This window comes from Streptomyces sp. NPDC085931, from assembly GCF_044540565.1.
GTDB lineage: Bacteria > Actinomycetota > Actinomycetes > Streptomycetales > Streptomycetaceae > Streptomyces.
Genome location: NZ_JBITSK010000013.1, coordinates 92,878 through 118,415 on the forward strand (window position 1 = coordinate 92,878; position 25,538 = coordinate 118,415).

A 25,538-nucleotide genomic window follows, 5' to 3' on the forward strand; every position below is an offset into this window, starting at 1 on the left:
TGATGCCGTCGGCCTCGTCCACGAGACCGACGGCATCGTCGTCGTGGCGCCCCATGCCGGCGACCCATTCCCTCCCGTTAACGGTGCCTGACGGATCAGTTCCGGGTCACTAGTTGCGCCAACCACAACACGGGCGCACGCGCGGACGGAGTCACGCAGCACGGCACCGGCACCGCAGGCGGAAACCTCGCCGGACTCCCGATCGGATCCCCGCTGAACCAGTGCGGCGGCGCCGATCTGTTCATCCCTGATATACCAGTGAACCTCAACTTGTGATCACGGTGCGTCCAGGAGGCTCCGCCCTTGGGGCCGACGGCTAGAGACAGGAAGCCGTCGATGCCTCCGGCCCAGGCCGAGGACGGACGCTCCCGGCAGGACGGCTGCAACAGCAGCCCCACGAGCAAGGGCGGGTGTTCATCATGTACTCGCCTTGATGCGTTATTCGGGTTGGTTCTCGCTGGTGCCGGTCTGTAGGTGCCGCTGCAGGGCCGCTTGCAGTTCCTGGTCAACCGGCGGCGGCAAAGGCTCCTCGCGCAGGGCGCCCTCGATGACTGCTTCGGCGACCGTGTGCAGTTTGGTGTTGGTGCGCTGGGACACCTCGCGCAGTACGTCGAAGCCGGCCGTGGGCTCAAGCCGGTGCACGGTGAGCAGGACGCCTATGGCCTGGTCGACCCTGGCGTGGGATTTAACCGCATGGCGCAGCTGCGCGTTCTCCCGCTCCAGCCGGGCCACCACGTCCTCACAACCGTTCACGGGCATGTGGTGCTGTGGGCGGGAAGTCGTCATCGCCGGGGTCTCCATCGTGGGGGCGAGATCCTGTTTCCAGTACGCCTGCCCGGTAGTGGAGCTGCAAGACCTGCCGTCTGCGCGAAGATCGCATGCAGGGCGTGAGGGTTCTTCGCCGGCCGTGCCATCCGGCCGGCGAAGAATCCGAGAGGCTACGTCCCAACCCCTCACCTGCCGAGTCACCCTCAGCGGTGCGCCGACACGCGTGTGCGAGGAGGAAGCGCGGTCTGGCTGTGAAGATCCAGTGCGTGGCCGTGCCACGCCGCTTGGGCGGGTCGTTGAACGGGGCGTCGCGCCATGAATGTCCGCTCCCCCCGTTGCGGATGCGCGAACAAGGGTGTCCGTCCTTGCCTCGGTCCGGACCCCGGCACGGCGCCCGGACCCCATCGCCCGTGGGGTTCGGGCGCCAGCTGCAGGAACGCTTAGTCCACGATGCCGAGCGCCGTGTCCGGCCGGCACTTCGTGCACGCCGTTACCTGCTGGCGCAGGGCCTCGACGGCCTGCTCCCTTGTCGCGGGTTTCACCCGCTTGCCCGGGTCCCAGCACTCACCCGTGTGCAGGGCGACGATGTTCGCGCGGTCCAGGCCGCGCTCGACCAGAAACGCGGGGGCCGGCGGGCGGCGGGCCTCGCCGACGCGCCGCTTGGTCTGTCGGCGTTCCTCGTCGGCGATCCATCGGCGGGTGCGGGACAGGTCGCGCTCCTGGACGCGCTCCAGGAAGCGGAGGAGGCGCGAGCCGCGACGACTCTGTATCGTTCATGTGTTCGATTCTATGATCGGGGGGCCGCGCAGCCCACCTTCCCACTTCGGCTCCCCAGCCCACCCGGCGGGCAGGGCAGGGCTGTCCACCGCCACGGTGAGCATCGGTTGGGGCAAGGTCCAGTACGGCCAGCCGGTCAGGTCCCTCTCGCCTTGGTGGAGCAGGTCGAAGGCGACGTAGTGGGCTGGCCACTGGCCCGCGGCCTGGCTCGCGCCCGTGCCGCGGCGGGCCAGGCGCTGCTGCAGCCGCTCGAACGCCAGCCTGTCGGCCTCCCACACCACCAGCTCGCCATCGAGGCCGGTGTCGGCCGGCAACTGTGTGAGGGCCGCCGACCGGATCTCAGGAAACGAGCCGGTCAGCGGCGGCGCGCAGCTCTCGAAGCACTGTTCGCCGAGCGGGGCCTGGCCGGGCCGCTGACGTTGTGCCCGTCGACCACCGACCCAACCGTCGCTGAGCAGTGGCTTCAGTGGACGGCGGCCGGGCTGGAGGGCCTGTGCTTCAAGAGGCTGGACGAGCCGTACCGGCCGGTGCGCTCGTGGAGGAAGTACAAGATCAGGGTGACCACCGAAGCCATCGTGGGGGCGGTCACCGGCTCGCTGGCCGCGCCACGCACGGTCCTGCTGGGCCGCTACGACCACGCCGGGCGCCTGCAGTACACCGGCCGCAGCACCGCCCTGTCCCAGGCCGCCGGCCGCGCCCTCGCGCAGCTGCTCACCCCACCCCCGGCCGCGCACCCGTGGCAGGGGTGGACGTTCAGCGCGGGGTGGGGCACACAGCGCACCCTCGATGTGCACCTGGTGCAGCCCAACGTCGTCATGGAAGTGGCCGTCGACGTCGCCCGGGACGCGGCCGGCCGGTGGCGCCATCCCGTCCGGCCACACCGCATCCGCACAGATCTCGACGCCGCCCGGGTACCACTCTTCGGCGAGTGACGAGGGCACCTGTCAGCCGGACGGTAGGTGCTAGCGGCGCCACACGTTGACCTTCTCTGTCGACAGCAGCGGCGCACCCTGTGGGCCCTTCACATGGGACGGGACCCACGTCTGGCGCCGCAAGGACTGTCCGGGGCCGTACGCCTGGTTGCGCCAGTGCCCGGATACGACCCAGCGGTGCTTGTAGTGCCGGCCGGTCGTCTCCTGCGTCGGGTCCTGGTCCTGCGGCGTGTACTGGCGGCGCAGGTCGACCACGGTCACGTCCGGTGTGGGCAGTCCGTCCCGTGCGTAGGCGCGTGCGGTGGGCTTGTCGGCCCGCTCCCGGGACTGGTCAATGAGGAGCGGCTGCTGCATGAGCAGCCAGGCCGATGCCAGCGCAGCGACGACCGGCCGGGGAAGCTGGGGGTCGAGGTCCATCATCGACAGTGGTTCGTCCGTGACCGGGATCGTGCCGCCGTAGATCGGCATCAGCGGCGGGATGCGGGACTCGTCCAGCGTGAACGTCTCGGCGAGTGGAGCCATCTCTGCGACCAGCCGGGCCCGGGACATCAGCAGCCAGACCAGCAGCTCTCCGTTATGCGGGCCCCACGCGCACGCCTCAACGGGGATCTGCACGCCCTGGGCGTCCATGTGGCCGATGCCGTCCTGCCAGTACAGCAGCCCGCACGGGGCCGGCCGGTCGGCGGTCGCCCAGCGCGCAGCAGCCAGTTGCTCCCCCGCGTGCATCGCAAGGGCAGCCATATCCTGCTGAACCCAAAACAGGTCCCCGGTCTCCAGGATGGAAGCGAGAGCGTCCAGTCCAGGCGCGACTTCCGGGCTGGTCTTGGACCGAACAGACGAAGACGGCTCCCGAAGGTGCCGCAGCGTCTGCCGTCGCATCTTCGCGAGCTGGGAGGGGCGCAGAGACACTCGCCGTCCTTCACGTCGGCTGTCCCCGCCTGGGCCAGGAGCGCGCGGCCCTTGTCGGCGATGGTCTTCACGGTCGGCTCCTTCAGGTCGATGCGGCACGCCAGCAGGGCCTGCTCTCCACGCCCCCGTGAGTCGATCATCTTGGCGAAGGCGACCTGTCGGCGTCGGGTGGCCTGCTGGTAGTTCTCCTCGGCCTTGATGAACTCCTCGTGCGCCCATTCGGCGTCGATCAGGCGGGCGTTGTTGTTGCCGGCAGCACCGTCGTAGACCTGCTTGGCGCGCTGGGCGGGGACACCTTCGACGTCGGACTCGTCCCAGAGGGGTAGTTCCTCGCCGTCCTCGTCGTAGGAGGGCATGGCGGTGGCACCGCGCACCCACTCCTCGTAGGCGGCGATGGCCTCGTCGAGGTCGTCGGTGTCCTGGCAGTCGTACTCGGTGGGGCCGTAATCGAAGACAGCCCAACGGTGCTCGCCGTTGGGGTCGGTGTAGGGCAGGAGCACGAGGTGGTACTCCTTCTGGCCGATCTCGTCGCAGCTGAAGGTGCCAGTGCACGGGGCAGGGCGAAGGCCGGGCAAGGACGACGCGAGGGAGTTGCGGGTCGCGCCGGTGAACACGGTGGTCCGCCCGTCGGGGGCGTCGAGACGCAAGAGGCGTGTGGCGGCGAGATGCGTCGGTCCTCCAGCGCATGACGTCTTGCGCCTCTGACTTGACAGCGCCGGTCGCAATCTGTCCTGGCTCCCCGTGTCACTCACGATGCGAATTTGCTTTTTTGGGAAAAGTGTAGGCAATCGCTCCTTTGACACTTCGCGAGACACGCACACAGCCGGAAAGCAAGCACCTTTGAGAAAAACCGGAATTCTGGAGGCACACAGGCGACGTACGCCTGTCAAGTGCGAAAACGCCACATGGCTGCCGTCCAGGAGGGCATCGGTTCAGGCGTCGCAGTGGTGCTAAAGTTCCGATTCGTATCGCGCTGGCCGACCCTCTCAACTAGTGTGCGATGCACGGCGTTGACACCCTCCCAGCCCCATTGCTTTCAGTCTCGGGCCTATTCGGAAAACAATTTCAGGGAAATTGAACTCCTTGTTTTATTCTCGATGCCCGGGCTCCTCATTTCTTTTTCTGGAGTTGTATTCATGTCCACTGCAGGTACGTCTGTCGCCGATTCCATGCCCCGGGGGGCGCCCTCGGGGGGACGTCACCTGGGCCTGGCGCTGATCGTGATCGCCTCGGCGCAGTTGATGCTGATCCTGGACGGCACGATCACGAACATCGCGCTTCCGAACATCCAGACGGACCTGGGTGTGTCCGATGCGAATCTCGCGTGGATCGTGAATGCCTACGCGCTGGCCTTCGGCGGGCTGCTGCTGCTCGGCGGGCGGGCCGGTGACCTGTTCGGGCGCCGGCGGATGTTCCAGGCGGGCATCGCACTCTTCACGCTCGCTTCCCTGCTGGGGGGTCTGGCCCCGAACGAGGAACTGCTGATCGGTGCGCGGGTGCTGCAGGGCATCGGTGCGGCACTGGCCGCCCCCAGCGCGCTGGCGTTGATCACGACGACGTTCCCGGAGGGCAAGCCGCGCAATACCGCGATGGGCGTGTACGCGGCGATGGCCGGCATCGGCTCGACGGTTGGTCTCCTGCTGGGCGGGATCCTGACCGAGGCACTGGACTGGCGGTGGGTGTTCTTCGTCAACATCCCCATCGGCATCGCCATCCTGGCCGAAACCCGCATCCTCGTGGAGGCCGAACGGCACGCCGGGCGGCTGGACGTTCCCGGTGCGGTCACCGGCACGGGCGGTCTACTCGCCCTGGTCTACGCCATCACTCGCGGCGGTGAGCATGGCTGGGACAACAGCCTCACCCTCGCCTCGTTCGCCGTCTCCGCGGTGCTGCTCAGCGTGTTCCTGCTCATCCAGAGCCGAAGCGATGACCCGATGCTGCCGCTGAACCTGTTCCGGGACCGTAACCGGTCGGGGTCCTACGCCACGATGCTGTTCATCGGCGCGGGCATGATCGCCACGTTCTACTTCCTGACGCTGTACATGCAGCTGGTCCTGGGCTACGGAGCGGTCAGCACCGGCTTCGCCTACCTCCCTTTCAGTGTGGGCATGGGTGTTGCGGCCGCTGTCAGTTCCAAGCTGATCGCCCGGTTCGCTCCCCGCCTGATCGCCGGTCCCGGACTGGTGGGCGCCGCGGCGGGCATGTTCTGGTTCGCCACCCTTGAGCCCGACTCCTCCTACGCCGGGCACCTCATGCCAGCCATGTTCCTGACCGCTCTGGGGTTGGGGATGTGTTTCGTCCCGATGACGCTGGGAGCGGTCAGCGGTGTGCAGGACCAGGAGACGGGCATCACCGCGGCGCTGTTGAACACCGCGCAGCAGGTCGGCGCCGCGCTGGGCCTGGCCGTCCTGGCGACGATCTCCACGTCCTTCGCCGACGACAAGCTGCCCGACGCCGCGCAGTCCCTGTACCGGGGTCTGGGTACCAAGGACGCCGCCTTGATCGACAAGGCCAGTTCAGCGCTGACGCACGGCTACACCATGGCCTTCGTCGCCGCCGGAGTTATGTTCCTGGCCGCCCTGCTCATCACAGTGATCGCCGTCAATGCCCGCAGGCAGGACAACACCGAGGCCACCGCCCTCGTCCACATGGGCTGACGGCCGCCCCCGGCTGGCTCTCGTGCCCGGCGCGCACCAGCGCGTCGGGCCACAGCCACACCACGAATTGCCACCGCACCTGCCGCCGTCTTGCGCCGGCGGTGCCACCTGCACGTCACTGCAGGCCGATGGGGTGAGGAAGGACGAAGGCATGAACGACACCGGTGCAAAGGCAACACGGTCAAAGGCCCGTACCGGCAGGCCGCCGCAGACACCGCCCGCGGGGACAGCCGGCACGCCGCGCGGCCGCTGGCTCTTCCTCACCGGGGCGGCCGTCTTCCTGGCTGGGCTCCTTGGCTACGGAGTCTTCGAGGACCGGCAGCAGCATCAGGCCGAACAGGAACGCAGAGCGGCCGGGGCAAAGAAGCACGTGCGCGGCGAGCAGACCTGGGACGCCGAAGAACTCACCTACCGGCACGTCAAGGGGAAGGTCGCCTACCGGGTGAACCCGCCGGTCGGCGGCGATCACAGTACGCTGTGGATGAACTGCGACGGCGACGTCTACACCGAGGCCATCCGCAAGGAGAACGCTGTCCACTCCCTGGAGCACGGCGCCGTCTGGATCACCTACAACGCCCAGGCCGACGCCGCCTCGGTGCGAGCCCTGGCAGGCAAGGTCGCCTCCATGCCGTACACGCTGATGAGCCCGGTCAGCACACAGCCCGGCAGGATCATGCTGACCGCCTGGGGCCACCAGCTGAGCCTCGACACCGCCCATGACCCGCGGATCGCGGAGTTCCTCACCACCTATGTCCAGGGCCCGCAGACACCTGAGCCGGGGGCGCCCTGCACCGGCGGGAGGGCCACGCCGTAACCGATAGCTGAGCCGGGTCGGGCGAGGCGTCAGTCCTTGTCCGACGCAGTGCCTGTGCGGTGTTGGCTCGGGCTGATGCCCCGCGCCTTTTTGAACGCGGTGCTCAGGGAGAAGGCGCTGGAGAATCCCACGCGCGCGGCGACCGTACCGATCGTCGTCTCGGGCTCGCGCAGCAGGTCGGCCGCCAGGGCGAGCCGCTGCTCGCGCAGGTAGGTCATGGGAGGTTGTCCAACCAGTTCGGTGAACGTCCGAGCCAGGGTCGCACGGGAGACGCCCGTCGCGGCGGCCAGAGAGGTGACTGTCCACGGGTGGGCGAGGTCGGCGTGCAGCAGCCGCAGGGCCGATCCGATCACCGGGTCGCTGTGGGCTCGGTACCAGGCGGGAAGCGGGGCGCCGGGGCGGGTGAACCAGGCGCGCAGTGCGGTGATCAGCATCAAATCCAGCATCCGGTCCAAGAGCACCTGCCGGCCGGGAGCCAGACAGAACATGTCCTCGAAGGCTTCTGGGTTCACTGGGCAGGTGCCCTGGTGCGCGGGGACGACGGCGAGCGGGGGCAGAGCCGCGAGCAGACGGCCGGGGGTGGCACTCGGCAGGGTGTAGAGACCGTTCAGCAGGACAGTGCCGCCCGTGTTGGTGACACGCGCAGGGCCCAAGTCGTGGGTGAGGTGCTCGGTGCCGTCGGGCGCGGTGCAGCGTCCGCCGGGGCGGATGGTCACGTCCGGGGCGGCGGACGGGTCGCCCGCGATCGTGTACGGGGTGCCGCCGCTGAGTACCGCGACGTCGCCCGGGTCGAGACGGACCGGCTCATCGTTTTCAAGGACAGCCCAGGCAGGTCCGGTCATGGGCACGGCCAGGGCGAGCGGGGAGCCGTCCTCGAAACGGACCGCCCAGGTACCGGACAGTGCGGAGCGGTTGAAGACCGCGCCGGTGGTCCGCACGCCATCGAGCAGGTCCGTCAGCGGATCCGTACCGGCCGGCGTCAGGGCGTCCATGCTGGTCAGCGTAGACGAACGCGTATGCATGTGAGCGGGCCCGCCATGGCTCGGAGCGCAGTCGTCCGCTTGGCTTGCTGACATGAGCAACGAGACGATTCTGGTGACCGGCGCCACCGGCAAGACCGGCCGCCGCGTGATGCAGCAGCTGACGGACCGCGGAGTTGCAGCGCGGGCGGCATCCCGCTCCGGCGAGGTGCGCTTCGACTGGGCGGATCGCACTAGCTGGGAGTCGGCCCTGCACGGGGTGGACGGGATGTACCTGGTCGCCCCTGATCTCGGCAGCCCGCAGGCGGCAGACGACATCACCGCCTTCGCCCGTCAGGCCGCCGCGACCGGGGTGCGGCGTGCGGTGCTGGTCTCCTTCCCCGACACCGGTGCTCCGGGTCTGGAGCACGCTGTGGCGGCCGAGCAGTCGCTGGGCGAGGCGGGCCTGGAGAGCACGGTGCTCCGGCTGCGGTGGTTGTCCCAGAACTTCAGCGAGGACTTCCTGCACGACGCCGTCCTGTCCGGTGATGTGCGGCTGCCGGCCGGAGCAGGCACGGAGGCGTTCGTCGACGCCGAGGACATCGCCGCCGTCGCCGCAATCACCCTGACCGAGACCGGGCACGCCGGAGCGACCTACGAACTGAGCGGCCCGCAGGCGATGTCATTCGCCGACGCCGTCGCACATATCGCCGACGCCACCGGCCGCGACATCCGCTACACCCCGCTGACGCCCGAGGAGTACGCCGCTGAGCAGCGCGCGCACGGCGTGCCCGAGCAATGGGTGCAGCTGACTGTCGACCTGTACGCCCAGGTCCGCGCCGGCGCTCTCGCCTCGGTCACCGATGACGTGGCGAAGGTGCTGGGCCGCCCGCCCCGCACTTTCGCCCAGTACGCTCGATCAGCCGCCACACAGGGCGCCTGGAACGCCTGATACACCACAGGGGTTACTGCCGTCCCGCTGCCCTACGCGGTCAAAGATTAAGCTGTGCCCGCCGCGGAATAGCGCAAGGTTGAAACACTGCCTCTTCGCCAGTAAAGCGGGTCCGGTAGCCAGCGCGCTGGCGTCTCTATGGGAAGCTGGGCGCGGTCCGTGCCGAACGTAGTCGGCGCGGACCGCCCGGGACGTATGGATGAGCGGGGCTTCCCCGCCCTGGGTGACTGCGACGCGGGCCTGCTGGCGTTGCGCGGGCGGCTCTATGGGCGGTCAGCCCGCCGCGCGCAACGGCAGACGGCGGCCGAAGACAGCGTCGAAGGAGTGCGCCTGGCGGGTGCTGACCAGGCGGTAGGCGCCGTCGTGCCGGCGCTCGGCGTGGCCGGTGTAGTAGAGGACCTCAACCGGGGTCAAAACGCGCAGGTCCCCGAACACGTAGTACAGCGGGGTCGGCCGGTTGGCGGCGATGAACTGCAGGCCGGCGTGGACGGCTTCGTCGGCGACGGCGTACCGGCCGGAGGAGTTGCTGGGCAGGCAGTCCTTCGCGTCGATGGTGACGACCTCGCCGGCGCGGGCGGCGATCAGGTCCGGGAACCAGCGCAGCGCCGAGGTGGTGCAGGCCAGGGCCTGTTGGATCGCGGGTGGGTAGGTGCCCTGCCCGCAGCGTTCGACCGTCCACCCCTGCGCTGTGAGCGCTGATGCGACGCGCTGCTCGTGTGCGTCCCCGACCGCCTTACGCTCCTGCCACGTCGTCACCACGGCCGTCCCCTCCCACACCTTCACCCCTGGGTGATACGAACGTTCTCCTTATTCGTACTACGTGCTCAACGCTATGATGCCCTTCATGGCGGCATACGCAGACCCACGTTTTCGTCCCACGCTTTGGCCGGGGACGCCGGTTCCCCTGCCGGAGATGACACCTATGCACGGGGTCCGGGCCGAGGGTGACTGGATCGTGTGGACTGTCCAGGATCTCGACCGGGCCGTCGAAAGGACGTCGTTGCCGGACGACTTCTACCTGCGCGAGTTGATGGAGGTGGATCCGGCAGACCTGGCCACCGTGGCCGGCTGGATGAACCAGTACGGGCACCTGGGCGGCAGCATCGAGGCCGGCAGCTGGGACTACGAAGAGCACAGCCGCCTGCAGGAACTCCAGGAGCGTGAGCATCCCCGCTATGGCCCCTTTTCACTGCACGGCGAGCTCGTGCGCCTCCACATCAGCGAGGCCCAGGGCGCCATCGCCACGTGGTTGGCATGCCGGCGCCCCGGCGGCCTGGACGAACTCGTCGAATCGGAAGTCACCGAACAGCACCTGGCCGACATCGCAGCCGAGAACGACCACGACGACAGCGGCTACCCCACAACCCTGGACGAGCTCCGATCCACCACCCTCGGCCTGCGGCTGGCCCTGCTCCGGTCGGCCCTGCGCTACAACCTCGCCCCCTTCAGCGTCGGTCTGGGCAGCCTCACCGACCGCCAGCCGTCCATCCTCTCCGCCGCCTTCCTCCAGCTGTACAACCACCTCGCCGAGGACGCCACCATCCGCACCTGCGCGAACGAGACCTGCGGGCGGGACTTCGTCCGCCAACGCGGCCGCGCCGAATACGGCCAGAACCGCACCAGCGGCATCAAGTACTGCACCCGCGAATGCGCCCGCGCCCAAGCCCAACGCGAACACCGACGCCGCAAGGCCGCCACGGCTCGGCCGACCGTCGCCGCAGAGGAGCGGCTCGGATGATCCACCTCCGCGAGCACCAGGTGACCGCGCTCGCCGCAATCCGCGCCTGGGCCGGCCGCCCCGAACGCGCCCCCGTTCCCACCCGGGGCGCCCGCGGCACCCTCGTCTCGGCGACCGGATCGGGCAAAACCATCACCGCCGCCTGGGGAGCACGAGACTGCTTCCCCAACGGCCGGATCCTCGTCACCGTCCCGACCCTGGACCTGCTCGTGCAGACAGCCCAGGCCTGGCGTCTGGTGGGCCACACCGCGCCGATGGTCGCGGTGTGCTCGCTGGAGAACGACCCGGTGCTGAACTCGCTGCGGGTGCGCACCACCACCAACCCCATCCAGCTCGCGCTTTGGGCCGGGTCCGGGCCTGTGGTCGTGTTCGCCACCTACGCCTCTCTCGTGGACCGAGAGGACATCGACGCACCCGAGGGCCAGCGGATGGTTCGCGGACCGTTGGAGGCCGCTCTGGCGGGCGGGGAGCGGCTGTACGGCCAGCGCATGGCGGGCTTCGACCTCGCCATCGTGGACGAGGCCCACTCAACCGCCGGTGACCTTGGTCGACCGTGGGCGGCGATCCACGACAACCAGCGGATCCCGGCGGACTTCCGGCTCTACCTGACCGCCACACCACGGATCCTCGCCGCGGCCCGGCCGCAGAAGGGCGCGGAGGGCCGTGAGCTTGAGATCGCCAGCATGGAGGATGACCCGGAGGGAACCTACGGCGCGTGGCTCGCCGAGCTCGGACTGTCGGAGGCGATCGAGCGGGAGATCCTCGCCGGGTTCGAGATCGACGTCCTGGAGATCCGCGACCCCTCCCCCGTCCTTGGGGAGTCGGAGGAGGCGCGGCGGGGCCGGCGTCTGGCGCTGCTACAGACGGCGCTCCTGGAGCACGCCGCCGCGTGGAATCTGCGCACTGTCATGACATTCCACCAGAAGGTGGAGGAGGCCGCCGCGTTCGCGGAGAAGTTGCCCGAGACGGCGGCTGCGCTGTACATGAACGATGCCTCGGATGAGGACCTGGCCGCTGCGGACAAGCTGCCGAAGTCCTCCATCGACGCGGAGTTCTACGAACTCGAGGCCGGCCGCCACGTACCCCCGGACCGGGTGTGGTCGGCGTGGCTGTGCGGCGACCACCTCGTCACCGAACGACGCGAGACCCTGCGGCAGTTCGCCAACGGCATCGACGCCGCCGGGCGCCGGGTCCACCGGGCCTTCCTCGCCAGCGTTCGCGTCCTCGGGGAAGGCGTCGACATCACCGGCGAGCGCGGAGTCGAGGCCGTCTGCTTCGCCGACACCCGCGGCTCCCAGGTCGAGATCGTGCAGAACATCGGCCGCGCGCTCAGGCCGAACCCGGACGGCAGCACGAAGGTCGCGCGGATCATCGTGCCGGTGTTCCTGGAGCCCGGCGAGGACCCGACCGACATGGTCGCCAGCGCCTCGTTCCGCCCTCTTGTAGCGGTCCTCCAAGGACTCCGCAGTCATGATGAACGACTCGTGGAGCAGCTCGCCTCCCGCGCCCTCACCCACGGCAAGCGCAAGGTCCACATCCGTCGCGACGAAGAAGGGCGGATCGTCGGAGCTGGCGGCGAGGAAGGCGAGGACCAGGAGCACGACGACGGCGCCGATGCAGCTGTTGAGTCGGCCCTGCTGCACTTCTCCAGCCCGCGCGACGCCACCACGATCGCCGCATTCCTGCGTACCCGGGTGTACCGGCCCGAGTCCCTGGTCTGGCTGGAGGGCTACCAAGCCCTGCTGCGGTGGCGCAGGGAGAACGAGATCACCGGCCTCTACGCAGTCCCGTATGACGTCGAGGTCGAGGTCGGGGCGACGAAGGCGTTCCCGCTTGGGCGATGGGTGCATCAGCAGCGAAAGGCGCTGCGGGCCGGGGAGCTGGAGGAGCGGCGCAAGACGCTGCTGGACGCGCCGGAGGCCGGGATGGTGTGGGAGCCGGGCGAGGAGGCATGGGAGAACAAGCTCGCCGCGCTCAGGTCCTACCGGCGGGCGAAGGGCCAGGGAAACACGCAGCAGGCGTTCCAGCGGGGCCTGGTGGCCCTCGCGCAGTGGGTGGAACGGGAAGGCCAGCGGCCCGTACCCCGGAAGGCGGTGGAGACCTTGCCCGACGGGTCCGAAACCAAGCTCGGCATCTTGGTACAGCAACACCAAGGCCAGGCGGGACAAGCTCACCGAAGAACAGCTGGTCGCGCTCCGGAAGTTGGGCGTCGAATGGGCGTAAGACAGGACGGGAGGAAGCCGGTCGTGGAGCGCCAGGCGGCCTGCCTCTCCTTGTCATCTGGGCCGTCAGCTCTCGGGTTCGCCGATGTAGGTGTTCGGCATAATGATCTGTTCGATGCCAGGGGAGAGACGTGGTACTGGTACGGCCTGCGTGGAAATCACCTGTGCGCCGGTGGCTTGGGCGGCATCGGCAATGTCACGGAGAACTTCGTGAACGACGTCGCTTGCGATTCCCTGCTGAAAGGGGTTGTCGAGCATGAGGAGTCCCGGGTAAGGGCAGTCGTCCCCTAGGTCCCTGGCCAGGAAAAGTAGGGCCCTGCTGTAGGCGAGGAAGAACAGCACTCGGGCCTCGGCTCCGAGAACTTGGTTCCAGGGGCGGGTCCCGACGTAGAAGGTCAGGTCGTCCGCGCTGATCGCCACATTCCCTGCCACCCAGACATCATCGCGGTGGCGGTTGAGGAATTCGTTCATCCGGTCAGCGAACAGGGCGCAGCGGTCGATGGGCGTTCTCCCTGTGGTGGGGGTTTCATCGAGTTGCTGCTTCAGTCGGTTCAGTCTGTCTTGGGCCGCCTGGCTCGTCTGCGTGGCGGCAGTCTTGCGGGTGAGCATCTGCTCGATGGCGGGCAGCGCCATGAGTTTTTGTTCCAGGGTGGCTGTCTGAGCGGCCATCTCTTCGAGTCTGGTCATGAACGGTGCGAGGCGGGCGGCCCGGTCGACGTTCAGCTGCCTGGCGATGTCTTGATGGGTGCTCTGGGCGTGCCGGTGGTCGGCTTTTGCTTGGTCGAGGTCGCGGCTGGTTCGGGCGATGACTTCCTGGAGGTCGTCGGCCTCTGCGGCCAGGGACCGCTTCTCTAGTTCTCCGCGTCGTCTGCGCTGGTCCTCTGTCACTGGCTGGGTGCAGACGTAGCAGGTGCCCTCTGGGTGATCGCGGTGGATGTCGATCTTCTGCTCGCAGGCAGGACACAGGCGCACCGGCAGGCTGTCGAAGATGTCGACGGAGGCTAGAAGGCGTTCCATGCGGGCGATCTCTGCCCGGACCGTGTTGTGAGACTGCATGTGGGCAGTCAGGTCCTGCTCGAGGCCGGCGACGGTCTCGGCGGTGCTCGTGAGGCTCTGGGTCGCCTGCTCGTACTGCTGCGACAGGGTGGCGTCGTAGCCATGGCTCACTGCCCCGGCATCGCCTTCTTGGCGTCTTCCGGCAACAAGCTGCTCCACTTCGCGGGTCAGCTGGGAACGCTGCCTGACAACCACGTCGAGCTCGGCCCGCAAGTCGGTTCTGATGGAGTTGACCTGCTGCTCGCTCCTGGGTGTGGGCAGCTGCAGGTTCTCGCAGACGGCTGCGACGGCTCGGTCTGTGCTGTCATGCACCTCTCGTTCGGCCGCCTGCGCCTGTGCGAGTCGGCGTTGTGCTGCCGCAAGCTCGAAGTCGTGGTTGCTGTACCTGGTCGGGGCGAAACCCAGGAGGTAGCTGATGACGGCTCGCCTCAGGAACTCTTGTTCCTGGTCAGCGAACTGAGTCCACGAGTCCTCGTTGCGGTAGATGTGGCGCAGCACGCTGCGGAACGTCAGAGGTGTGAGCTCGGTTGCGGTGGCGGCCCGGATGCCTTTGGGAATGCTAAGGATCGGCCAGCCAAGCTTGTGCAGGATACGGTCGGAGAATTCGCCGACAGGGAATTCGTCGCCGTCCAGTACGACCTTGTTCTGGCGCCCGTACTGGAGGCTGCGCCGGATCTCCGTTGGAGCGCCGTCTAGGGTCAGTTCGATGCTGACCTCTACGTACTCGTCGGCCACGGCCGCCTTCAGGGCCTTGGTTGGGCTGTCCCCATTGCCCAGACAGTAGTCGATGGCCTTGAGCGTGGTGGTCTTCGAGCTGTTCCTGACGCCAGACAGAACGCTGAGGCCGGCGGTGTTGAACGCGTACGTATCCATCTCGCCCGACGTGTGCACCAGCGTGACCGACTCGACTCGCAGCCCTTTGCGGGAGGGTGTCGGGGGCGTCGTCATGGCCTGATCTCCTGGTGGTAGGCGAGGTCCGCCACTTCCTCGGGGAAGAGTTGGTAGACAAGGTTCTTCAGGTCGGTCCCGGACCACTGCGCCAGGTTGTCCTTCATGGCGCGGCATCGAGTGACGATGGGCTGGAATTCGTCCATGTCCGCCAGCGCTGCGGCCGCTCGCTTTCCTCCCGAGGTCAAGCGGACTCGCTCCGGTCTGTGGCTGGTGGTGATGGTGATGAGGCCGCGGGCCATGAGGAAGGCCAGAAACTGGCGGTAGCGGGGGTCCCAGGGACCGAACCGGTACCGGATCATCGGGGCCTCTACCTCTTCGGGCATCGATGCGCGAAAAGCGTCCTGTCCGCTCAGCGCGTCGGCGAGTTCCGTGTGTGCGCGCTCGAGGAAAGCCGGGTAGCGCAGGAAGAAGTCGAGCTTCGCGAGCTTGGTGCGGCCGGCGATATGAGGACCGGGGGCGCTGCCGCACTCGGCAACCAGGAGCAGTAGCCGCGAGGCGTGAAAGTCTGGCGAGTCGTCGGGGTCCCATGGCCGGTGGGGCGGCGGGACGGCGCTCGCGCCGATGTTATGAAGCATCGGCGTACCGGTTCTGACAGCGGGCGGTGATGTCCGCAAGGACGGCGTGAGCTCGGGCGAGGGACACGGTGCCGCTACTCACCGCGGGGAGACCTTCTACGCGGGTCAGGGTCTCGAAGTATGCCTCTGAGCCGGCGGGGATGCGTCCGGCGCGTCGTTCTGCCATGACGCGTGAGCAGATGGCGTGGACTTCGTCGGCGAAGGCGTCCATCGCCTCGCGGGCTGGACCGAGGCTGGCACGCCAGGCCCGACGGTACTTCAGCGCGTTGTCCAGGTGCCCTACCGCCTCGTCTGCCGGGATTCCGGCGACCGCGAGCTTGTCAGTGAGTTTCGTGAGAGGCGCAGTGCTTCCGTCCGGCCTTCGCCCGGTGGCCCGTGTGATCGCTTCGTGGAGCATGTCTTGGAAGTCGCTGGGGCACACTTTGCGTGGCACTGGAGCAAGCGCGTCGCGTGCGATGCGAACTCCGAGCCAGATCAGGACGTCTTCGATGTCAGTGGTCAAGGGCGGCTGCCCCAGAACCTTCGTCACGATCGGTCCGAGCCGACGTAGGGCCCTGTCCTCAACCTGCTCGATCGTGCGGCCCTCAACAAGGACCTCTAGACGGTCGACGCACCAGCCGATGTCGCGGGCATCGGGAAGATCCACGCCTTTGAGCCGAACAATGATGTCGTCACGAATCTTCGACGGGATAGGACCACGCTGCTGTCCGCGATCGACGACGAACGCATGGAAGTCGGCGTGCGGACTCTCGTTGACGATGAAGGTGAACCGAGTCTCGGGTGGGAGAGGTTTCCCGAGAAAGAGCTTTCCCAAGTAGCTCGTCTCTGGCTTCTTCGGAATGTCCGGTGTACACACGTTGGCGACACTGTGCCGCTTGCCGGCTTCTTCGATGGTCTTCACCTGGCGGTACGCGGGCGCGTCGCCATTTCTGCAGACGATGTCTTCCAGGTCCTCCCAGGAGACCTGAGTCCACATGCCCTCATGCATGTCGAGGCAGTCCAGAAGCGTCACCGCGTCTTGGTAGGCGAAGCCGCGCCGACTTCGGCGTCCGCCGTCAGCCGGCGCTGCAGACATCGGCGTTCCGATGAGTCAGGCGCCCGTAAGGCGAGACAGAACTGGCTGACGACCCTGTGGCTCGCACCCACACCCCCTAGATCATCCAAGGCGGCCAAGTACACCACCGAGTAACGGAGGGTGGCAATACGCTTGACGCTCAGCGACAGAGTTACCCACTCCACCGCCCTTGATGGGGCTCGGCGCCGGGGGGACAGCACCGAGGCGCCGGCGACTTCCGTCCCGGCCTCCGCCGCCGGGCTGACGGCGGCGAGACGCGGCGGCCCCGGCCGACGCGCAGGATGTTGCCCGTCGGGTTCTCGCTGAGCATCTCCGTGAACTTCCGGATGAGGACACCGACCAGCGCCGTGCACTGGTGTGGCGGGGGCGCCACCCATTCGGGGATTCATATCTGGCGACCGACGCGCCTCTTCCAGCGCCAGCTCGCCACCCCGTGCGGTTCCGACACCTGACCCCAAGCTGCGCATCACGGCATGACGTGGTCCTTGCCTCAGCCGATGCTGACCGTGGCCGTGGACAACCCGACGCTGCCTGCCGGGTGGGCAGCGGAGCCGAAGTGGGACGGCTACCGCGCGCAGCTCGCCCTCCACACCGACGGCCGGGTGCTGCTGCGCTCCCGGCAGGGAACGGACATGACCGGCTCGTTCCCCGAGATCCGGGCCGCCGCCCTCGCGCAACTGCCAGCCGACACCGGCCTGGACGGCGTTATGTGACCTCTTGGTGTGTCTCACCAGGCCGCTGTCTCGTTCCGATCCCACCACCTACACCTTCAGGTCGTTCGGTGGTGGAGCGCAGCCGGTCGAAGGGGAGTCCCATTCCCGGCGCTTCAGCGCCAGCGCGGGCATGCCCGATCGGCTAAAACGTGGACCGTTTCATCACGTGGTCGTGATCGAGCAAGGACACGGCCATCCACTTGTACGCAGCGAGAAATGCGGCGTGCCGCCTGGAGCCGTCCTGTCTGACCTTCGCGTAGAAGATCACGCGTCACACACGGGGCGGAATGGTGTTGCGTCTGGCCGGTCGGGCCAGCACAGAGCGACGGCATGGTCCAGTCAGCAACTGACCGGGCTATCCGGCGGCTGCCGCCGCTCGATTGCCGAGATGGTGACCCAGAGCCCGGTAGGCATCGAACTGGGCGTGTTCAAACCACTGGTCCGCCGTGGTCTGACGCGGGAATGCCTTCTCCTCCATTGCGTAGCTCAGCAACTCGTACGGTACGTCCGGGGTGAGACTGGCCTTTGCGAAAATGATCGTCCCCTCGCGCACTTCACCGGCGCCGTCGCCGAAGTTGACTGCCTCCGGGTAGAGGATGCTTCCCAGCAGGACACAGTCCGCTGAGAGCCGGGCGTTGAGCGCAGCCAGGGGATCTTCAGGGGCGAGTTTTTCGGCGCTGCCTGGCACGAGGCGGAGCGCCTCCTGCTGGTTGAATGTGATCTCGACACCCAAGTCCTCGTACGCGAGGGTGACGGCCTGGGCGAGGGTGGTAGCCAGCGGGGGCGAGTCTCCTGCGGAGTCGATGACGTAGATCGTCCGGCAGCGTAGCCGCAGGAGTTCGATGAGCCCGAGATTGTCAAAGTGTCCGCCGTCGGTGCAAAGGAGCATAGGGCTCGTGTCGGAGTATCTGCCCACGAGTTCCTGGAGCTGATACCGGAGCCGTCGCACACGAGGCAGTCGTGGCGTGGTCCACGACGGGTTATTGCGTGCCACCTCCGCGAGGTATGCGGGGTTGGGTACCCATGTACCCAGGCGCAGGTTCGACAGGGTGAACAGCCGTTGAACCGCCGAAGTCTGGGTGCCCATCGTGGAAGCGAAGGCTGCCCCGGACACCGCCATGGCCGCCTGTACGGTGAGGTCACGCTGAATCAGGGGGTGGGCTGTCTCTTCCATGGTGGTGGTCTTCACCCAGCCGACGTCCGGCCCTCCTACGTAGTCTGATGCGAAAGTGAAGGGGACGGCTGGCCGTCCCGGCGCGGTGCGGTTGCGGCCCGACAGGGCCGCAGACGCCGCGAAGATGACCTGAGGAAATCCCTCCGTCCTCTTGGCGTGAGTGCTGAGCTTGGTGAGTTCGTTGTAGTCGTACGGGAGGCTGCCCACCGAGCCGTCGTTCATCACCGCACGCCGCACTGCGAAGGCACCGGCCAGTCGCTGCCGGTAGAACGGATGCAGACTGAAGGCGGTCTGGTCAAGGAGCACGGCAAGCGTGACCAAGGCGCCGACCAGACCCAGCTCAAGACGCCAGTCCCAGCGGTCCGCCGAGACGGTGACCCAGAAGAGGATGAAAAAGTAGACGAAGGAAAGCGCGAGCAGCACCAGCCAGACCACGATCCGCACCACCCAGCCTGTGCCGACCGTCTGAAAGATCTTGTTGCTGCCCTTTGAGAAGAATCCCGGCTTCTCACCATCAGGCTTGACCTTCACCACCCGCCGGAAGCCCGCAGCGAAAAGGGCGCCCAGCCAGGCGAGCCCGGCCGTGACCGTCCCGAGGACGGATACTCCCCCACCGTCGTCCGGAATCACCGTCCGGTCGTGGGTCAACCAGGCCATAAGCCACAGCAGCGCGGGAATGAGCACCCCGAACACGGTGACCAAAACTGCCAGCCAGACAACTGATCTCAAGGCATTGCGCAGCCACGCAGGACGCGACTCACCGGTCACGACCCTGCGGACAGCATCGATGAGAGAAACCAAAGCAGCCAGCGCCAACAACGCCACGATGGGGATCTCCACATGCTGGTGCAGGCGCAGCCCCGGTAGTCCACCACGGGGAGGCGAGCACGCAAGATTGAGGTCGAAGCCCGGACGCAGACATCGCAGGTCGATAACTGTCGGGAACAGGCCGTACAACGACTGAAGAAACTGACCCATCACGATGACGATCAGCGTTAGCATGCCAAGGGAGAGCAGCACGCCACGCAGCACCGTGCCAACGGCACGCACCACCTCGCCCGGACTATCGGCAAGATACCTCGCGTGTCGGCGGATGTGATCCTCTTCCGGGCTGCCCGGTGCGAACGCGTCCGCAGCGGTGGCGAGGTTAGCCGGCCGTGTCGAGGAGTTCTCAAGGCCTGGGGGCACGCGGTCGCTGATAGCCAACTGAAAGGCGCCAGCAGTGTAGCCGCCACCCGACACGGACACCAGATAGCGGGCACGTTGCAATACGCCGCGCTCACGTAGGGCCTGGAGAGCACCGAGTGTGACAGAGGCCGAGCGAATCCCGCCGCCGGACACACAGATGCCCACCGGTGCCGCCTCGCGGCCTGGCAGGCGCACCGCCCGCGACCGCCACCGAGACCGCGCACTGGCTCTCTTCTGCTGCTCCGATGCACGAGGAGTGGACCACTCAAGCAGCGGCATGGCCGGGTCTGGGGCGACCAGCGGAGCAATGACGTCCGCAGCACTCGCGACCGGGCCCTGCTTTGTGACCGCCCAGGCGGAGATCACATGGGGCCAGCCTTTGATGTCCTCCCCGGCCTTGTTGTGAACCGTGGCTACCATGCCCATCCAGCCAAGCACCCTGCGGGCAAGCAGAGTGGAGGCCACCCAAATCGCCGCACCGAAGAGCAGCACCAACACCGGCCACTTGACGAGGGCAAAGCAAGACGCCAGCTTGAAGAAGCTGTCAGGCTGCTTGCCATCGAGCGCAAGCCACAGCCACAGGTTCTCGGCCTGGTCCACGACCATCACCACCGGGGTGGCTACCAGGCCCCAGAGGGCGAACCGCCGTGACAGGGGGCGGTAGAGATAAAGGACGCCGTACCCGAACACAGCTGCAAGAAGCAGACCGTAACCCTGGATCAGCCACTTACTGTCATTGCCGATAGCCGTTTGAAGCGCCTTGATCGCACCCTTCCCGTCCTGGAGCCGGCAACCCTCCTTCACGGCATTGATGACTTCGCCTGCGGTCTTGGTGTCGCCCGCGAGCTGCAGTGTCAACTCACGGTTGCCCAAGCATCCGGACCGCCCGCACGCATAGAGCCCAACCAAAACAGCTACGGCGATCAGCCCAAGCGCGCACAGCGCTGAGAAGAACTTCGGGTCGCGCCAGAGCCCGCGGAAATCACTGTCACGCCAGAACCAGGCCATCAACTCAGCGTAATCGCCAAGCCTCGTCCTGTGAGAGAGCGGCACGGCCTGAGCATGGCTGTGTCACTTTGTGAGGGAGTCATTTGGAGGCGGTTCCGGGAGTCGCCTCGTATAGCTCAGCAAGATCGATGTCAGTGAGTTTTGATGTCACTGACCCGCCGTGGAAGACGGCCGAGACACGTGTTCGTCGCAAGCGAAGACGGTCGTGGTGCAAGGCCGCCGCTGCCAGGGTGTGCTCATGAATACGACACCGGATGGACGGCCGATCCCGCCCGCGCATGCCGACGAGCGCACCATGCTGGAAGCATGGCTGGACTTTCACCGTGCGACTCTCGCCCTGAAGTGTTCGGGCCTCAAAGACGATCAATTACGGCTTGCTGCGGCGTCACCGTCGTCGATGACGCTGCTCGGTCTCGTTCAGCACATGGCCGAGGTGGAGCGCAACTGGTTCCAGCGTGTGTTCGCAGGTCTGACCGTGTCGCCTGTCTTCGGGGAGGACAACCCCGACGGCTTCGCCCTTCAGCCGGAACGAGGACTCGACAAGGCGACGGCTGCCTGGCAAGCGGAGGTCGCCCGAGGGCGCGAGCTGATCGCTGACGCATCGCTGGACGACTCCGGCCAGCTGTCCGAGCAGGAAGCGGGTCACGTCGGCGATCAGGGAGTGTCCCTGCGCTGGATCATGGTGCACATGATCGAGGAATACGCACGTCACAACGGTCATGCTGATCTCATCCGCGAGCAGGTCGACGGAGTCACCGGCGCGTGAGACGTGCTGGCGCGGTCGAAAGGACCGCGCCAGCACTCGGCATTTCCTCTCAGCCGGCGGCGGCCTGCTCGGCCAGGGCCTTGGTGTGGGCGAGGCGGTAGGACTAAGGTGCCGGTTGGATGATCGCACCGTTGAAGGTGAGACGGTCGACGATGGCAGCGCAGAGCCGGGGATCGGTGAAGGTCTTCGTCCAGCCGCTGAAGGATTCGTTGGAGGCGATGGCGACGCTGTTCTTCTCCTCGCGTTCGGTCAGCACCTGGAACAGCAGCTCAGCGCCCCTCCGGTCGAGTTCCATGTAGCCGAGTTCGTCGATGCAGAGAAGGTCGACGCGGCCGTAGCGGGCGATCGTCTTGGACAGCTGCTTCTCGTCGGCAGCCTCGACCAGCTCGTTGACGAGCTTGGTGGCCAGCGCGTAGCGGACGCGGAAGCCCTGCATGGCGGCTTCGGTGCCCAGGGCTATCAGCAGGTGGGACTTGCCGGTGCCTGAGTCGCCGATCAGGCAAAGCGGTTCCCCCTTCTTGACCCATTCGCAGGTCGCGAGGGTGTTGACGGTGGCCGGGTCGACGTTGGGGTTGGCGTCGAAGTCGAAGGCCCGCAGGCTCTTCTCCCGGGGGAAGGCCGCGGCCCGGATACGGCGTTCGGACCGGCGCCGGGCCCGATCGTCGCATTCCGCCATCAGCAGCTCTGCCAGGAAAGCCCGGTAGGACATCTGCTCACGGGCGGCGCCGTCGGCCTGGTCCTTGAACTGCTGGCGGATGGTGGGCAGCCGCAGCATGCGGCATGCCTGGTCGATGGAGGCGGTGGCGGCTTCTTCGGTCAGCCCGCGCTTGCGTGGACTCATGATCCTTCTTTCTCGCCTGCCGTGCGGCCAGGCCGTTTGAGGAGCTGGTCGTAGTGGGCCACCGAGGGAAGCGGCCGGGTGTCGGGCGGGAGATGGGACAGCTTCCAGTCGGCGAGGAAGGTCACCGACGCGGTCGGTCCCTCGTCCTTCGTCGCCTGTTCTGTCCCGGGACGGGCCGGTGGGACCGGGTCACCGTCCGACTCGGCGAGCTTGCGTGCCTCCAATGCGACCGCGTCGGCGGTTAGGGCTCCGGCCCGGTAGGCGGCGGCCAGACCGGCCACGACCTGCTCGTGGTCCATGTGCCGGGCCAGCAGCAGTACCTCGATCAGTGCACGGGTGCCGACCGCGTCACCGTGGGCAGCCTTCGCCGCGGCCCACCACTTGTCGTGGACAGGGGTGAAGCGGCCCGCGGAGCGGGCCTGTTCCAGCGCAGTCGATCCAGGAAAGGCTCCCGGCTTGCGCAGCAGGGCTTCCAGATAGTGGTCGAGGACCAGGCGGGAGCCGTGCCGGCCGCCCAGACGCTCGTGCCGTGTGATCACGGTGCGACCGTCGTAGACGACGAGGTCGTTGGCGTGGAGGAGCACTCGCAGCTGACGCCCGATGAAGCGGACCGGTACCGAGTAGGCGTTGCCGCGAACACTGATCTGGCTGAACCGGTTGACCCTCGGGGTGAACCAGCGTCCCGTCTCGAACGGCTCTGTGGGCAGCGGCCGCAGCAAGTGCTGTTCCTGTGCGAAGTAGTCGCCGATGGTGCGGGTCCGGCCCCGCAGCCTGCGTGCTTCGTCGTCCTGGTCCCACTGGTCGACCATCGCGTTCAGCTCGGTGAGCGAGGCGACCTTGGGCACGGGGACGAAATGGTTGCGGCGGTAGTAGCCGATCTGCCCCTCGACTCCGCCCTTCTCGTGGGCGCCCTCGAGGCCGGGCCGACAGTAGAACGGCTCGATGCCCCAGTGCGAGCGGAATGCCGTCCAGCGGTCCGTCTCCACCCGGCCCCGGTAGAAGCCCAGCACCCGTTCGACTGCGGCCCGCAGGTTGTCGTAGCGGATGTGCGCTCGCGGAATGCCGCCCAGGACCCGGAAGGCGTGCACATGGCCTTCGAAGAACGCCTCCTGACCTGCGGTGGCGAACACCCGGTGCACGGCCTTGCCGGAGTACGACAACCGCAGCGAGAACAGATAGAGCCGGGTCAGCTCGCCCGCCAGGAGCACGTGTACCTCGCCGAAGTCGACCTCCGCTTCCGCGCCGGGCAGGTGGGTCTGTGGCACGAACATCGCCTGCGGGCCGATGCCCGCATCTCGCCGAATCTCCGGCCGCCGGTCCTTCACGTAGGTGCGGACCATGGGGTAGGAGATGTCGTCGGCACCGTGCTCCTCCACCAGCCGGTCGAAGATCCGCTGCGCGGTATGCCGTTGCTTGGTCGGCGCGTCCAGATCCGCCTGCAGAATTCCGTCGATCAGCGGCTTGTAGGGGTCCAGCCGAGACTCCCGGCGGCGGTGCTGTTTGCGGGGCTCCGGCCACTGACCGTCCAGGGCCCTCCGCACCGTCCGCCAGGTGACGTTGTACTTGCGCTGCAGAGCCCGCTGTGACATGCCACCGCGGTGGTCACGGCGGATCGCGGCGTACAGATCGACCTTCGACTGCGACTTCCCCATAGGGCCCCCTGTGGCAGAAGCACACTCCACCGTCGCACTGCAAGACCCTGGGTGACGTCAAAACAAACCGACATCGCAAACTCGGTCAGAAGGTGACTCCCACAGTCACCTCGAAACGACTCCCCCACTGAGATACAGAGCCACTCGGGTGTCTGCGCTGCCACATCGCACGCAGAACGCTTTCTGGGTCTTCATGGTTCTGGTGTACAGCAGATCCGCGGCATCGTTCCCCCCGCTCCGATCCGAGGTGCCGGCGGGCGCGGAGCACGCGGCCCGGGGACGCGGGCCGGGCCCCGGAGGACACTGATGCCCGGGGCCCGTGGCGTGCCGGGTCAGGGTCGCCGACGGAACCAGCCGCGGCCCCGCCCTGGCTCGGGGTCGTCCTCCGGCGCCGGCGGCGCGGCGGCCTCGAGGCGGGCGGCTTCAACGGCGGCCTCCTGGCGGGCGACGTCGTCAGCGTGGCACGGGCTGCACACCGACTTGTCCCCGGCCCGTACGGCGGTGCGGTGCACGGTGATCTCCTCCCAGCGCTCGTCGGTGAACTTCCGCCCGCAACGCTTGCACACTGGGCGCTCCGCCTCCCGCTGGGCGGCGCGGCGCTGCTAGTCCTCCGCGTCGGCGCGGGCCTCCTGGGCAAGGTAGAGGGCGTGGCCGTCGGGGTTGTCGAGCGCGTCCGTCAGCGTCTGTTCCCCGGTGCGTCCCAGCCGCCGCCACACCGCCGCGCCGGCGCCGTGCTCCTGGAGTTGTTCCAGGGTGGTGACGACGACGGGCACGGCCTGGCGGTAGTCCCGCGCGGTGACTGCCTTCGGGTAGAGGGTGTCGTACCGGCGCGGTGCCCAGTAGCGGTGGCCGGCTTCCTCCAGCACGGCGACCGTGTTGGCGACCTTCGCCTCGGTGGTGTCCGCGAACACGAACGCAAGCGGCACCAAGCCCTCCCGGCCGGTCGGCGGATAGACCCGCCGCCACAGCCGCAGCTCGTGGCCGACGTCCTCGATCGCACCTGGCCGGGAGCGGACCAGGTCCACGGTGCGCTTGGCCGCGTCCTTCGGGAGCCACCGGCCCCACTCCCAGTACCGGCACATCTTCTGCACCAGGTCGTGCGCGTCCTCGGAGCGGCGGTCGATCTCCAGCAGCATCACCGGCACCCCGGCCTCCGGCGCCCGCACCACCAGGTCCGCCCGCTGCACGTACCCGTCCGCGAGCCGGTGCCCGATCTCGGTCTGGAAGCCGAGCCGGTGACCGATCCCGGCACGGTGAAGTTCGGCGGCCGTCGAGGTGACCGCCGCCGCGTGGTCGTCGTAGCTGGCACCGAGCAGTTTCCCGGTGACCGGGTCGTACTTCTTTTCGCGCAGCGCCGAGATACGTATGCCCTTCGGCTCCAGCAGCTTCTTCGCCTCGCGATGTCCTCGCTTGGTCAGCACCCACACCTGCCGCTGGTCCTCCCGAACCGCTTCGATCCTCACCAGGTCGTGGTCCTCCAAATCCAGGAGGGTGTCCCGCACGAGCTTGTCGTGCTGGTTGCCCGGCCGGGTCAGCTTCCACAACTGGTCAGGCGTAGACCTCTGGAAGATCCCCAGCGCTTGCAGCAGCTCCCTCCGCCGGGGCCCTGTCGAGTTCCTCCTGTGCTTGGGACGCCGTGCTACATCTGCACGAGGGTTGTCGGACCTGCGCCGCCCCCCTGTCCGCCGCGCCTGACCTGCAAAAACGCCCGGCTGCTGAGTGCGGGGCGCGGAGGGGGTGATGGAGGGGTCCACGGAGGAGGGCTTTTCGGTCCGGTCAAGGGGCTGCTCGGGATCGCCGGCGGTTGCCAA

Annotated in this window: 23 protein-coding genes and 1 pseudogene; 9 read left to right on the forward strand and 15 right to left on the reverse strand. The window is 67.6% G+C overall.

Translation table 11 applies throughout. The features are described from left to right. Positions 1 to 87 precede the first annotated feature (87 nt). Positions 88 to 276, forward strand: coding sequence for a chaplin family protein (locus ACIGAN_RS26095; protein ID WP_399861363.1), 189 nt, complete (start codon positions 88 to 90; stop codon positions 274 to 276). Between the two features lie 162 nt (positions 277 to 438). Here the strand turns inward: ACIGAN_RS26095 and ACIGAN_RS26100 are convergent, their stop codons facing one another. The 3 genes from ACIGAN_RS26100 to ACIGAN_RS26110 form a co-directional block, all read right to left on the reverse strand. Further along, on the reverse strand, positions 439 to 786 hold the full coding sequence (locus tag ACIGAN_RS26100) for an ANTAR domain-containing protein (protein WP_399861058.1): 348 nt from the start codon (positions 784 to 786) through the stop codon (positions 439 to 441). Positions 787 to 1,208: 422 nt separating this feature from the next. Next, positions 1,209 to 1,538: a DUF6233 domain-containing protein gene (locus tag ACIGAN_RS26105; RefSeq protein ID WP_399861365.1), complete on the reverse strand. Its 330-nt coding sequence runs from the start codon at positions 1,536 to 1,538 to the stop codon at positions 1,209 to 1,211. A 3-nt stretch (positions 1,539 to 1,541) separates the two neighbouring features. Beyond that, positions 1,542 to 1,859, reverse strand: a complete 318-nt coding sequence (locus ACIGAN_RS26110; RefSeq protein WP_399861060.1) for a hypothetical protein — start codon at positions 1,857 to 1,859, stop codon at positions 1,542 to 1,544. Between the two features lie 243 nt (positions 1,860 to 2,102). Between ACIGAN_RS26110 and ACIGAN_RS26115 the strand changes: the two genes are divergently transcribed. After that, positions 2,103 to 2,477 carry a hypothetical protein gene (locus tag ACIGAN_RS26115; RefSeq protein WP_399861062.1) on the forward strand — a complete coding sequence of 125 codons (375 nt, stop codon included), beginning with the start codon at positions 2,103 to 2,105 and terminating at the stop codon, positions 2,475 to 2,477. A gap of 30 nt (positions 2,478 to 2,507) precedes the next feature. On the opposite strand, the gene ACIGAN_RS26120 is transcribed toward ACIGAN_RS26115, so the two are convergent. Together ACIGAN_RS26120 and ACIGAN_RS26125 are read right to left on the reverse strand one after the other, a co-directional pair. Continuing rightward, entirely contained in the window at positions 2,508 to 3,092 is a 585-nt protein-coding gene (locus ACIGAN_RS26120; protein WP_399861065.1) for a hypothetical protein, read from the reverse strand. Beyond that, positions 3,026 to 3,886 carry a hypothetical protein gene (locus tag ACIGAN_RS26125; RefSeq protein WP_399861068.1) on the reverse strand — a complete coding sequence of 287 codons (861 nt, stop codon included), beginning with the start codon at positions 3,884 to 3,886 and terminating at the stop codon, positions 3,026 to 3,028. Before ACIGAN_RS26125 ends, ACIGAN_RS26120 begins: the two co-directional genes overlap by 67 nt. Positions 3,887 to 4,522: 636 nt before the next feature. Between ACIGAN_RS26125 and ACIGAN_RS26130 the strand changes: the two genes are divergently transcribed. Continuing rightward, positions 4,523 to 6,043 carry an MFS transporter gene (locus tag ACIGAN_RS26130; RefSeq protein WP_399861070.1) on the forward strand — a complete coding sequence of 507 codons (1,521 nt, stop codon included), beginning with the start codon at positions 4,523 to 4,525 and terminating at the stop codon, positions 6,041 to 6,043. Positions 6,044 to 6,194: 151 nt separating this feature from the next. Further along, the gene (locus ACIGAN_RS26135; protein WP_399861073.1) at positions 6,195 to 6,857 is read left to right on the forward strand and encodes a DUF3105 domain-containing protein; all 663 of its coding nucleotides are present in this window, start codon (positions 6,195 to 6,197) and stop codon (positions 6,855 to 6,857) included. A gap of 29 nt (positions 6,858 to 6,886) precedes the next feature. Here ACIGAN_RS26135 and ACIGAN_RS26140 read toward each other — a convergent pair whose 3' ends face one another. Continuing rightward, complete coding sequence (locus ACIGAN_RS26140; protein WP_399861076.1) at positions 6,887 to 7,849, reverse strand: AraC family transcriptional regulator; 963 nt, start codon at positions 7,847 to 7,849, stop codon at positions 6,887 to 6,889. A gap of 82 nt (positions 7,850 to 7,931) precedes the next feature. Between ACIGAN_RS26140 and ACIGAN_RS26145 the strand changes: the two genes are divergently transcribed. Next, a complete protein-coding gene (locus ACIGAN_RS26145; protein ID WP_399861079.1) occupies positions 7,932 to 8,768 on the forward strand; it encodes an NmrA family NAD(P)-binding protein in 837 nt (278 codons plus the stop codon). A 273-nt stretch (positions 8,769 to 9,041) separates the two neighbouring features. On the opposite strand, the gene ACIGAN_RS26150 is transcribed toward ACIGAN_RS26145, so the two are convergent. After that, the gene (locus tag ACIGAN_RS26150; RefSeq protein WP_399861081.1) at positions 9,042 to 9,551 is read right to left on the reverse strand and encodes a hypothetical protein; all 510 of its coding nucleotides are present in this window, start codon (positions 9,549 to 9,551) and stop codon (positions 9,042 to 9,044) included. Positions 9,552 to 9,612: 61 nt separating this feature from the next. Here ACIGAN_RS26150 and ACIGAN_RS26155 point away from each other — a divergent pair, with 61 nt between their 5' ends. After that, on the forward strand, positions 9,613 to 10,506 hold the full coding sequence (locus ACIGAN_RS26155; protein WP_399861084.1) for a hypothetical protein: 894 nt from the start codon (positions 9,613 to 9,615) through the stop codon (positions 10,504 to 10,506). Further along, positions 10,503 to 12,729 (forward strand): annotated as a pseudogene (locus tag ACIGAN_RS26160) (Helicase associated domain protein). The gene ACIGAN_RS26155 and the pseudogene ACIGAN_RS26160 overlap by 4 nt, the downstream one beginning before the upstream one ends. A gap of 65 nt (positions 12,730 to 12,794) precedes the next feature. On the opposite strand, the gene ACIGAN_RS26165 reads toward ACIGAN_RS26160, so the two are convergent. Genes ACIGAN_RS26165 through ACIGAN_RS26175 form a run of 3 tightly spaced genes read right to left on the reverse strand, consistent with a single transcriptional unit; the run spans position 12,795 to position 16,385 of the window. Further along, positions 12,795 to 14,732: a hypothetical protein gene (locus tag ACIGAN_RS26165; protein ID WP_399861087.1), complete on the reverse strand. Its 1,938-nt coding sequence runs from the start codon at positions 14,730 to 14,732 to the stop codon at positions 12,795 to 12,797. Further along, a complete protein-coding gene (locus tag ACIGAN_RS26170) occupies positions 14,729 to 15,310 on the reverse strand; it encodes a hypothetical protein (RefSeq protein WP_399861089.1) in 582 nt (193 codons plus the stop codon). The genes ACIGAN_RS26165 and ACIGAN_RS26170 overlap by 4 nt, the downstream gene beginning before the upstream one ends. Next, positions 15,300 to 16,385: a dsDNA nuclease domain-containing protein gene (locus tag ACIGAN_RS26175; RefSeq protein ID WP_399861092.1), complete on the reverse strand. Its 1,086-nt coding sequence runs from the start codon at positions 16,383 to 16,385 to the stop codon at positions 15,300 to 15,302. The genes ACIGAN_RS26170 and ACIGAN_RS26175 overlap by 11 nt, the downstream gene beginning before the upstream one ends. Before the next feature lie 497 nt (positions 16,386 to 16,882). Between ACIGAN_RS26175 and ACIGAN_RS26180 the strand changes: the two genes are divergently transcribed. Beyond that, entirely contained in the window at positions 16,883 to 17,098 is a 216-nt protein-coding gene (locus tag ACIGAN_RS26180) for an ATP-dependent DNA ligase (protein ID WP_399861094.1), read from the forward strand. A 355-nt stretch (positions 17,099 to 17,453) separates the two neighbouring features. Here ACIGAN_RS26180 and ACIGAN_RS26185 read toward each other — a convergent pair whose 3' ends face one another. Further along, positions 17,454 to 20,468: a hypothetical protein gene (locus tag ACIGAN_RS26185; RefSeq protein ID WP_399861097.1), complete on the reverse strand. Its 3,015-nt coding sequence runs from the start codon at positions 20,466 to 20,468 to the stop codon at positions 17,454 to 17,456. A gap of 238 nt (positions 20,469 to 20,706) precedes the next feature. On the opposite strand from ACIGAN_RS26185, the gene ACIGAN_RS26190 reads away from it, so the two are divergent. Then, on the forward strand, positions 20,707 to 21,234 hold the full coding sequence (locus ACIGAN_RS26190; protein WP_399861099.1) for a DinB family protein: 528 nt from the start codon (positions 20,707 to 20,709) through the stop codon (positions 21,232 to 21,234). 103 nt (positions 21,235 to 21,337) lie between these two features. Here the strand turns inward: ACIGAN_RS26190 and istB are convergent, their stop codons facing one another. The 4 genes from istB to ACIGAN_RS26210 all read right to left on the reverse strand — a co-directional run bounded on the left by istB (position 21,338) and on the right by ACIGAN_RS26210 (position 25,271). After that, positions 21,338 to 22,078 (reverse strand): IS21-like element helper ATPase IstB, encoded by a 741-nt coding sequence (gene istB / locus ACIGAN_RS26195; RefSeq protein WP_399861368.1) that lies wholly within the window; start codon positions 22,076 to 22,078, stop codon positions 21,338 to 21,340. After that, on the reverse strand, positions 22,072 to 23,727 hold the full coding sequence (gene istA, locus ACIGAN_RS26200) for an IS21 family transposase (protein WP_399861102.1): 1,656 nt from the start codon (positions 23,725 to 23,727) through the stop codon (positions 22,072 to 22,074). The genes istB and istA overlap by 7 nt, the downstream gene beginning before the upstream one ends. Positions 23,728 to 24,059: 332 nt before the next feature. Continuing rightward, complete coding sequence (locus ACIGAN_RS26205; protein ID WP_399861104.1) at positions 24,060 to 24,293, reverse strand: hypothetical protein; 234 nt, start codon at positions 24,291 to 24,293, stop codon at positions 24,060 to 24,062. A 36-nt stretch (positions 24,294 to 24,329) separates the two neighbouring features. After that, on the reverse strand, positions 24,330 to 25,271 hold the full coding sequence (locus ACIGAN_RS26210; RefSeq protein WP_399861107.1) for a hypothetical protein: 942 nt from the start codon (positions 25,269 to 25,271) through the stop codon (positions 24,330 to 24,332). Positions 25,272 to 25,538: the final 267 nt, after the last annotated feature.

Excerpts from the sequence above, each read along its gene's own strand:
- ACIGAN_RS26100 (WP_399861058.1), bottom strand. The coding sequence starts at position 786 with ATGACGACTTCCCGCCCACAGCACCACATGCCCGTGAACGGTTGTGAG.
- ACIGAN_RS26130 (WP_399861070.1), top strand. The coding sequence starts at position 4,523 with ATGTCCACTGCAGGTACGTCTGTCGCCGATTCCATGCCCCGGGGGGCG.
- ACIGAN_RS26135 (WP_399861073.1), top strand. The coding sequence starts at position 6,195 with ATGAACGACACCGGTGCAAAGGCAACACGGTCAAAGGCCCGTACCGGC.
- ACIGAN_RS26140 (WP_399861076.1), bottom strand. The coding sequence starts at position 7,849 with ATGGACGCCCTGACGCCGGCCGGTACGGATCCGCTGACGGACCTGCTC.
- ACIGAN_RS26145 (WP_399861079.1), top strand. The coding sequence starts at position 7,932 with ATGAGCAACGAGACGATTCTGGTGACCGGCGCCACCGGCAAGACCGGC.
- ACIGAN_RS26155 (WP_399861084.1), top strand. The coding sequence starts at position 9,613 with ATGGCGGCATACGCAGACCCACGTTTTCGTCCCACGCTTTGGCCGGGG.
- ACIGAN_RS26165 (WP_399861087.1), bottom strand. The coding sequence starts at position 14,732 with ATGACGACGCCCCCGACACCCTCCCGCAAAGGGCTGCGAGTCGAGTCG.
- ACIGAN_RS26170 (WP_399861089.1), bottom strand. The coding sequence starts at position 15,310 with ATGCTTCATAACATCGGCGCGAGCGCCGTCCCGCCGCCCCACCGGCCA.
- ACIGAN_RS26175 (WP_399861092.1), bottom strand. The coding sequence starts at position 16,385 with ATGTCTGCAGCGCCGGCTGACGGCGGACGCCGAAGTCGGCGCGGCTTC.
- ACIGAN_RS26180 (WP_399861094.1), top strand. The coding sequence starts at position 16,883 with ATGCTGACCGTGGCCGTGGACAACCCGACGCTGCCTGCCGGGTGGGCA.
- ACIGAN_RS26185 (WP_399861097.1), bottom strand. The coding sequence starts at position 20,468 with ATGGCCTGGTTCTGGCGTGACAGTGATTTCCGCGGGCTCTGGCGCGAC.
- ACIGAN_RS26190 (WP_399861099.1), top strand. The coding sequence starts at position 20,707 with ATGAATACGACACCGGATGGACGGCCGATCCCGCCCGCGCATGCCGAC.
- istA (WP_399861102.1), bottom strand. The coding sequence starts at position 23,727 with ATGGGGAAGTCGCAGTCGAAGGTCGATCTGTACGCCGCGATCCGCCGT.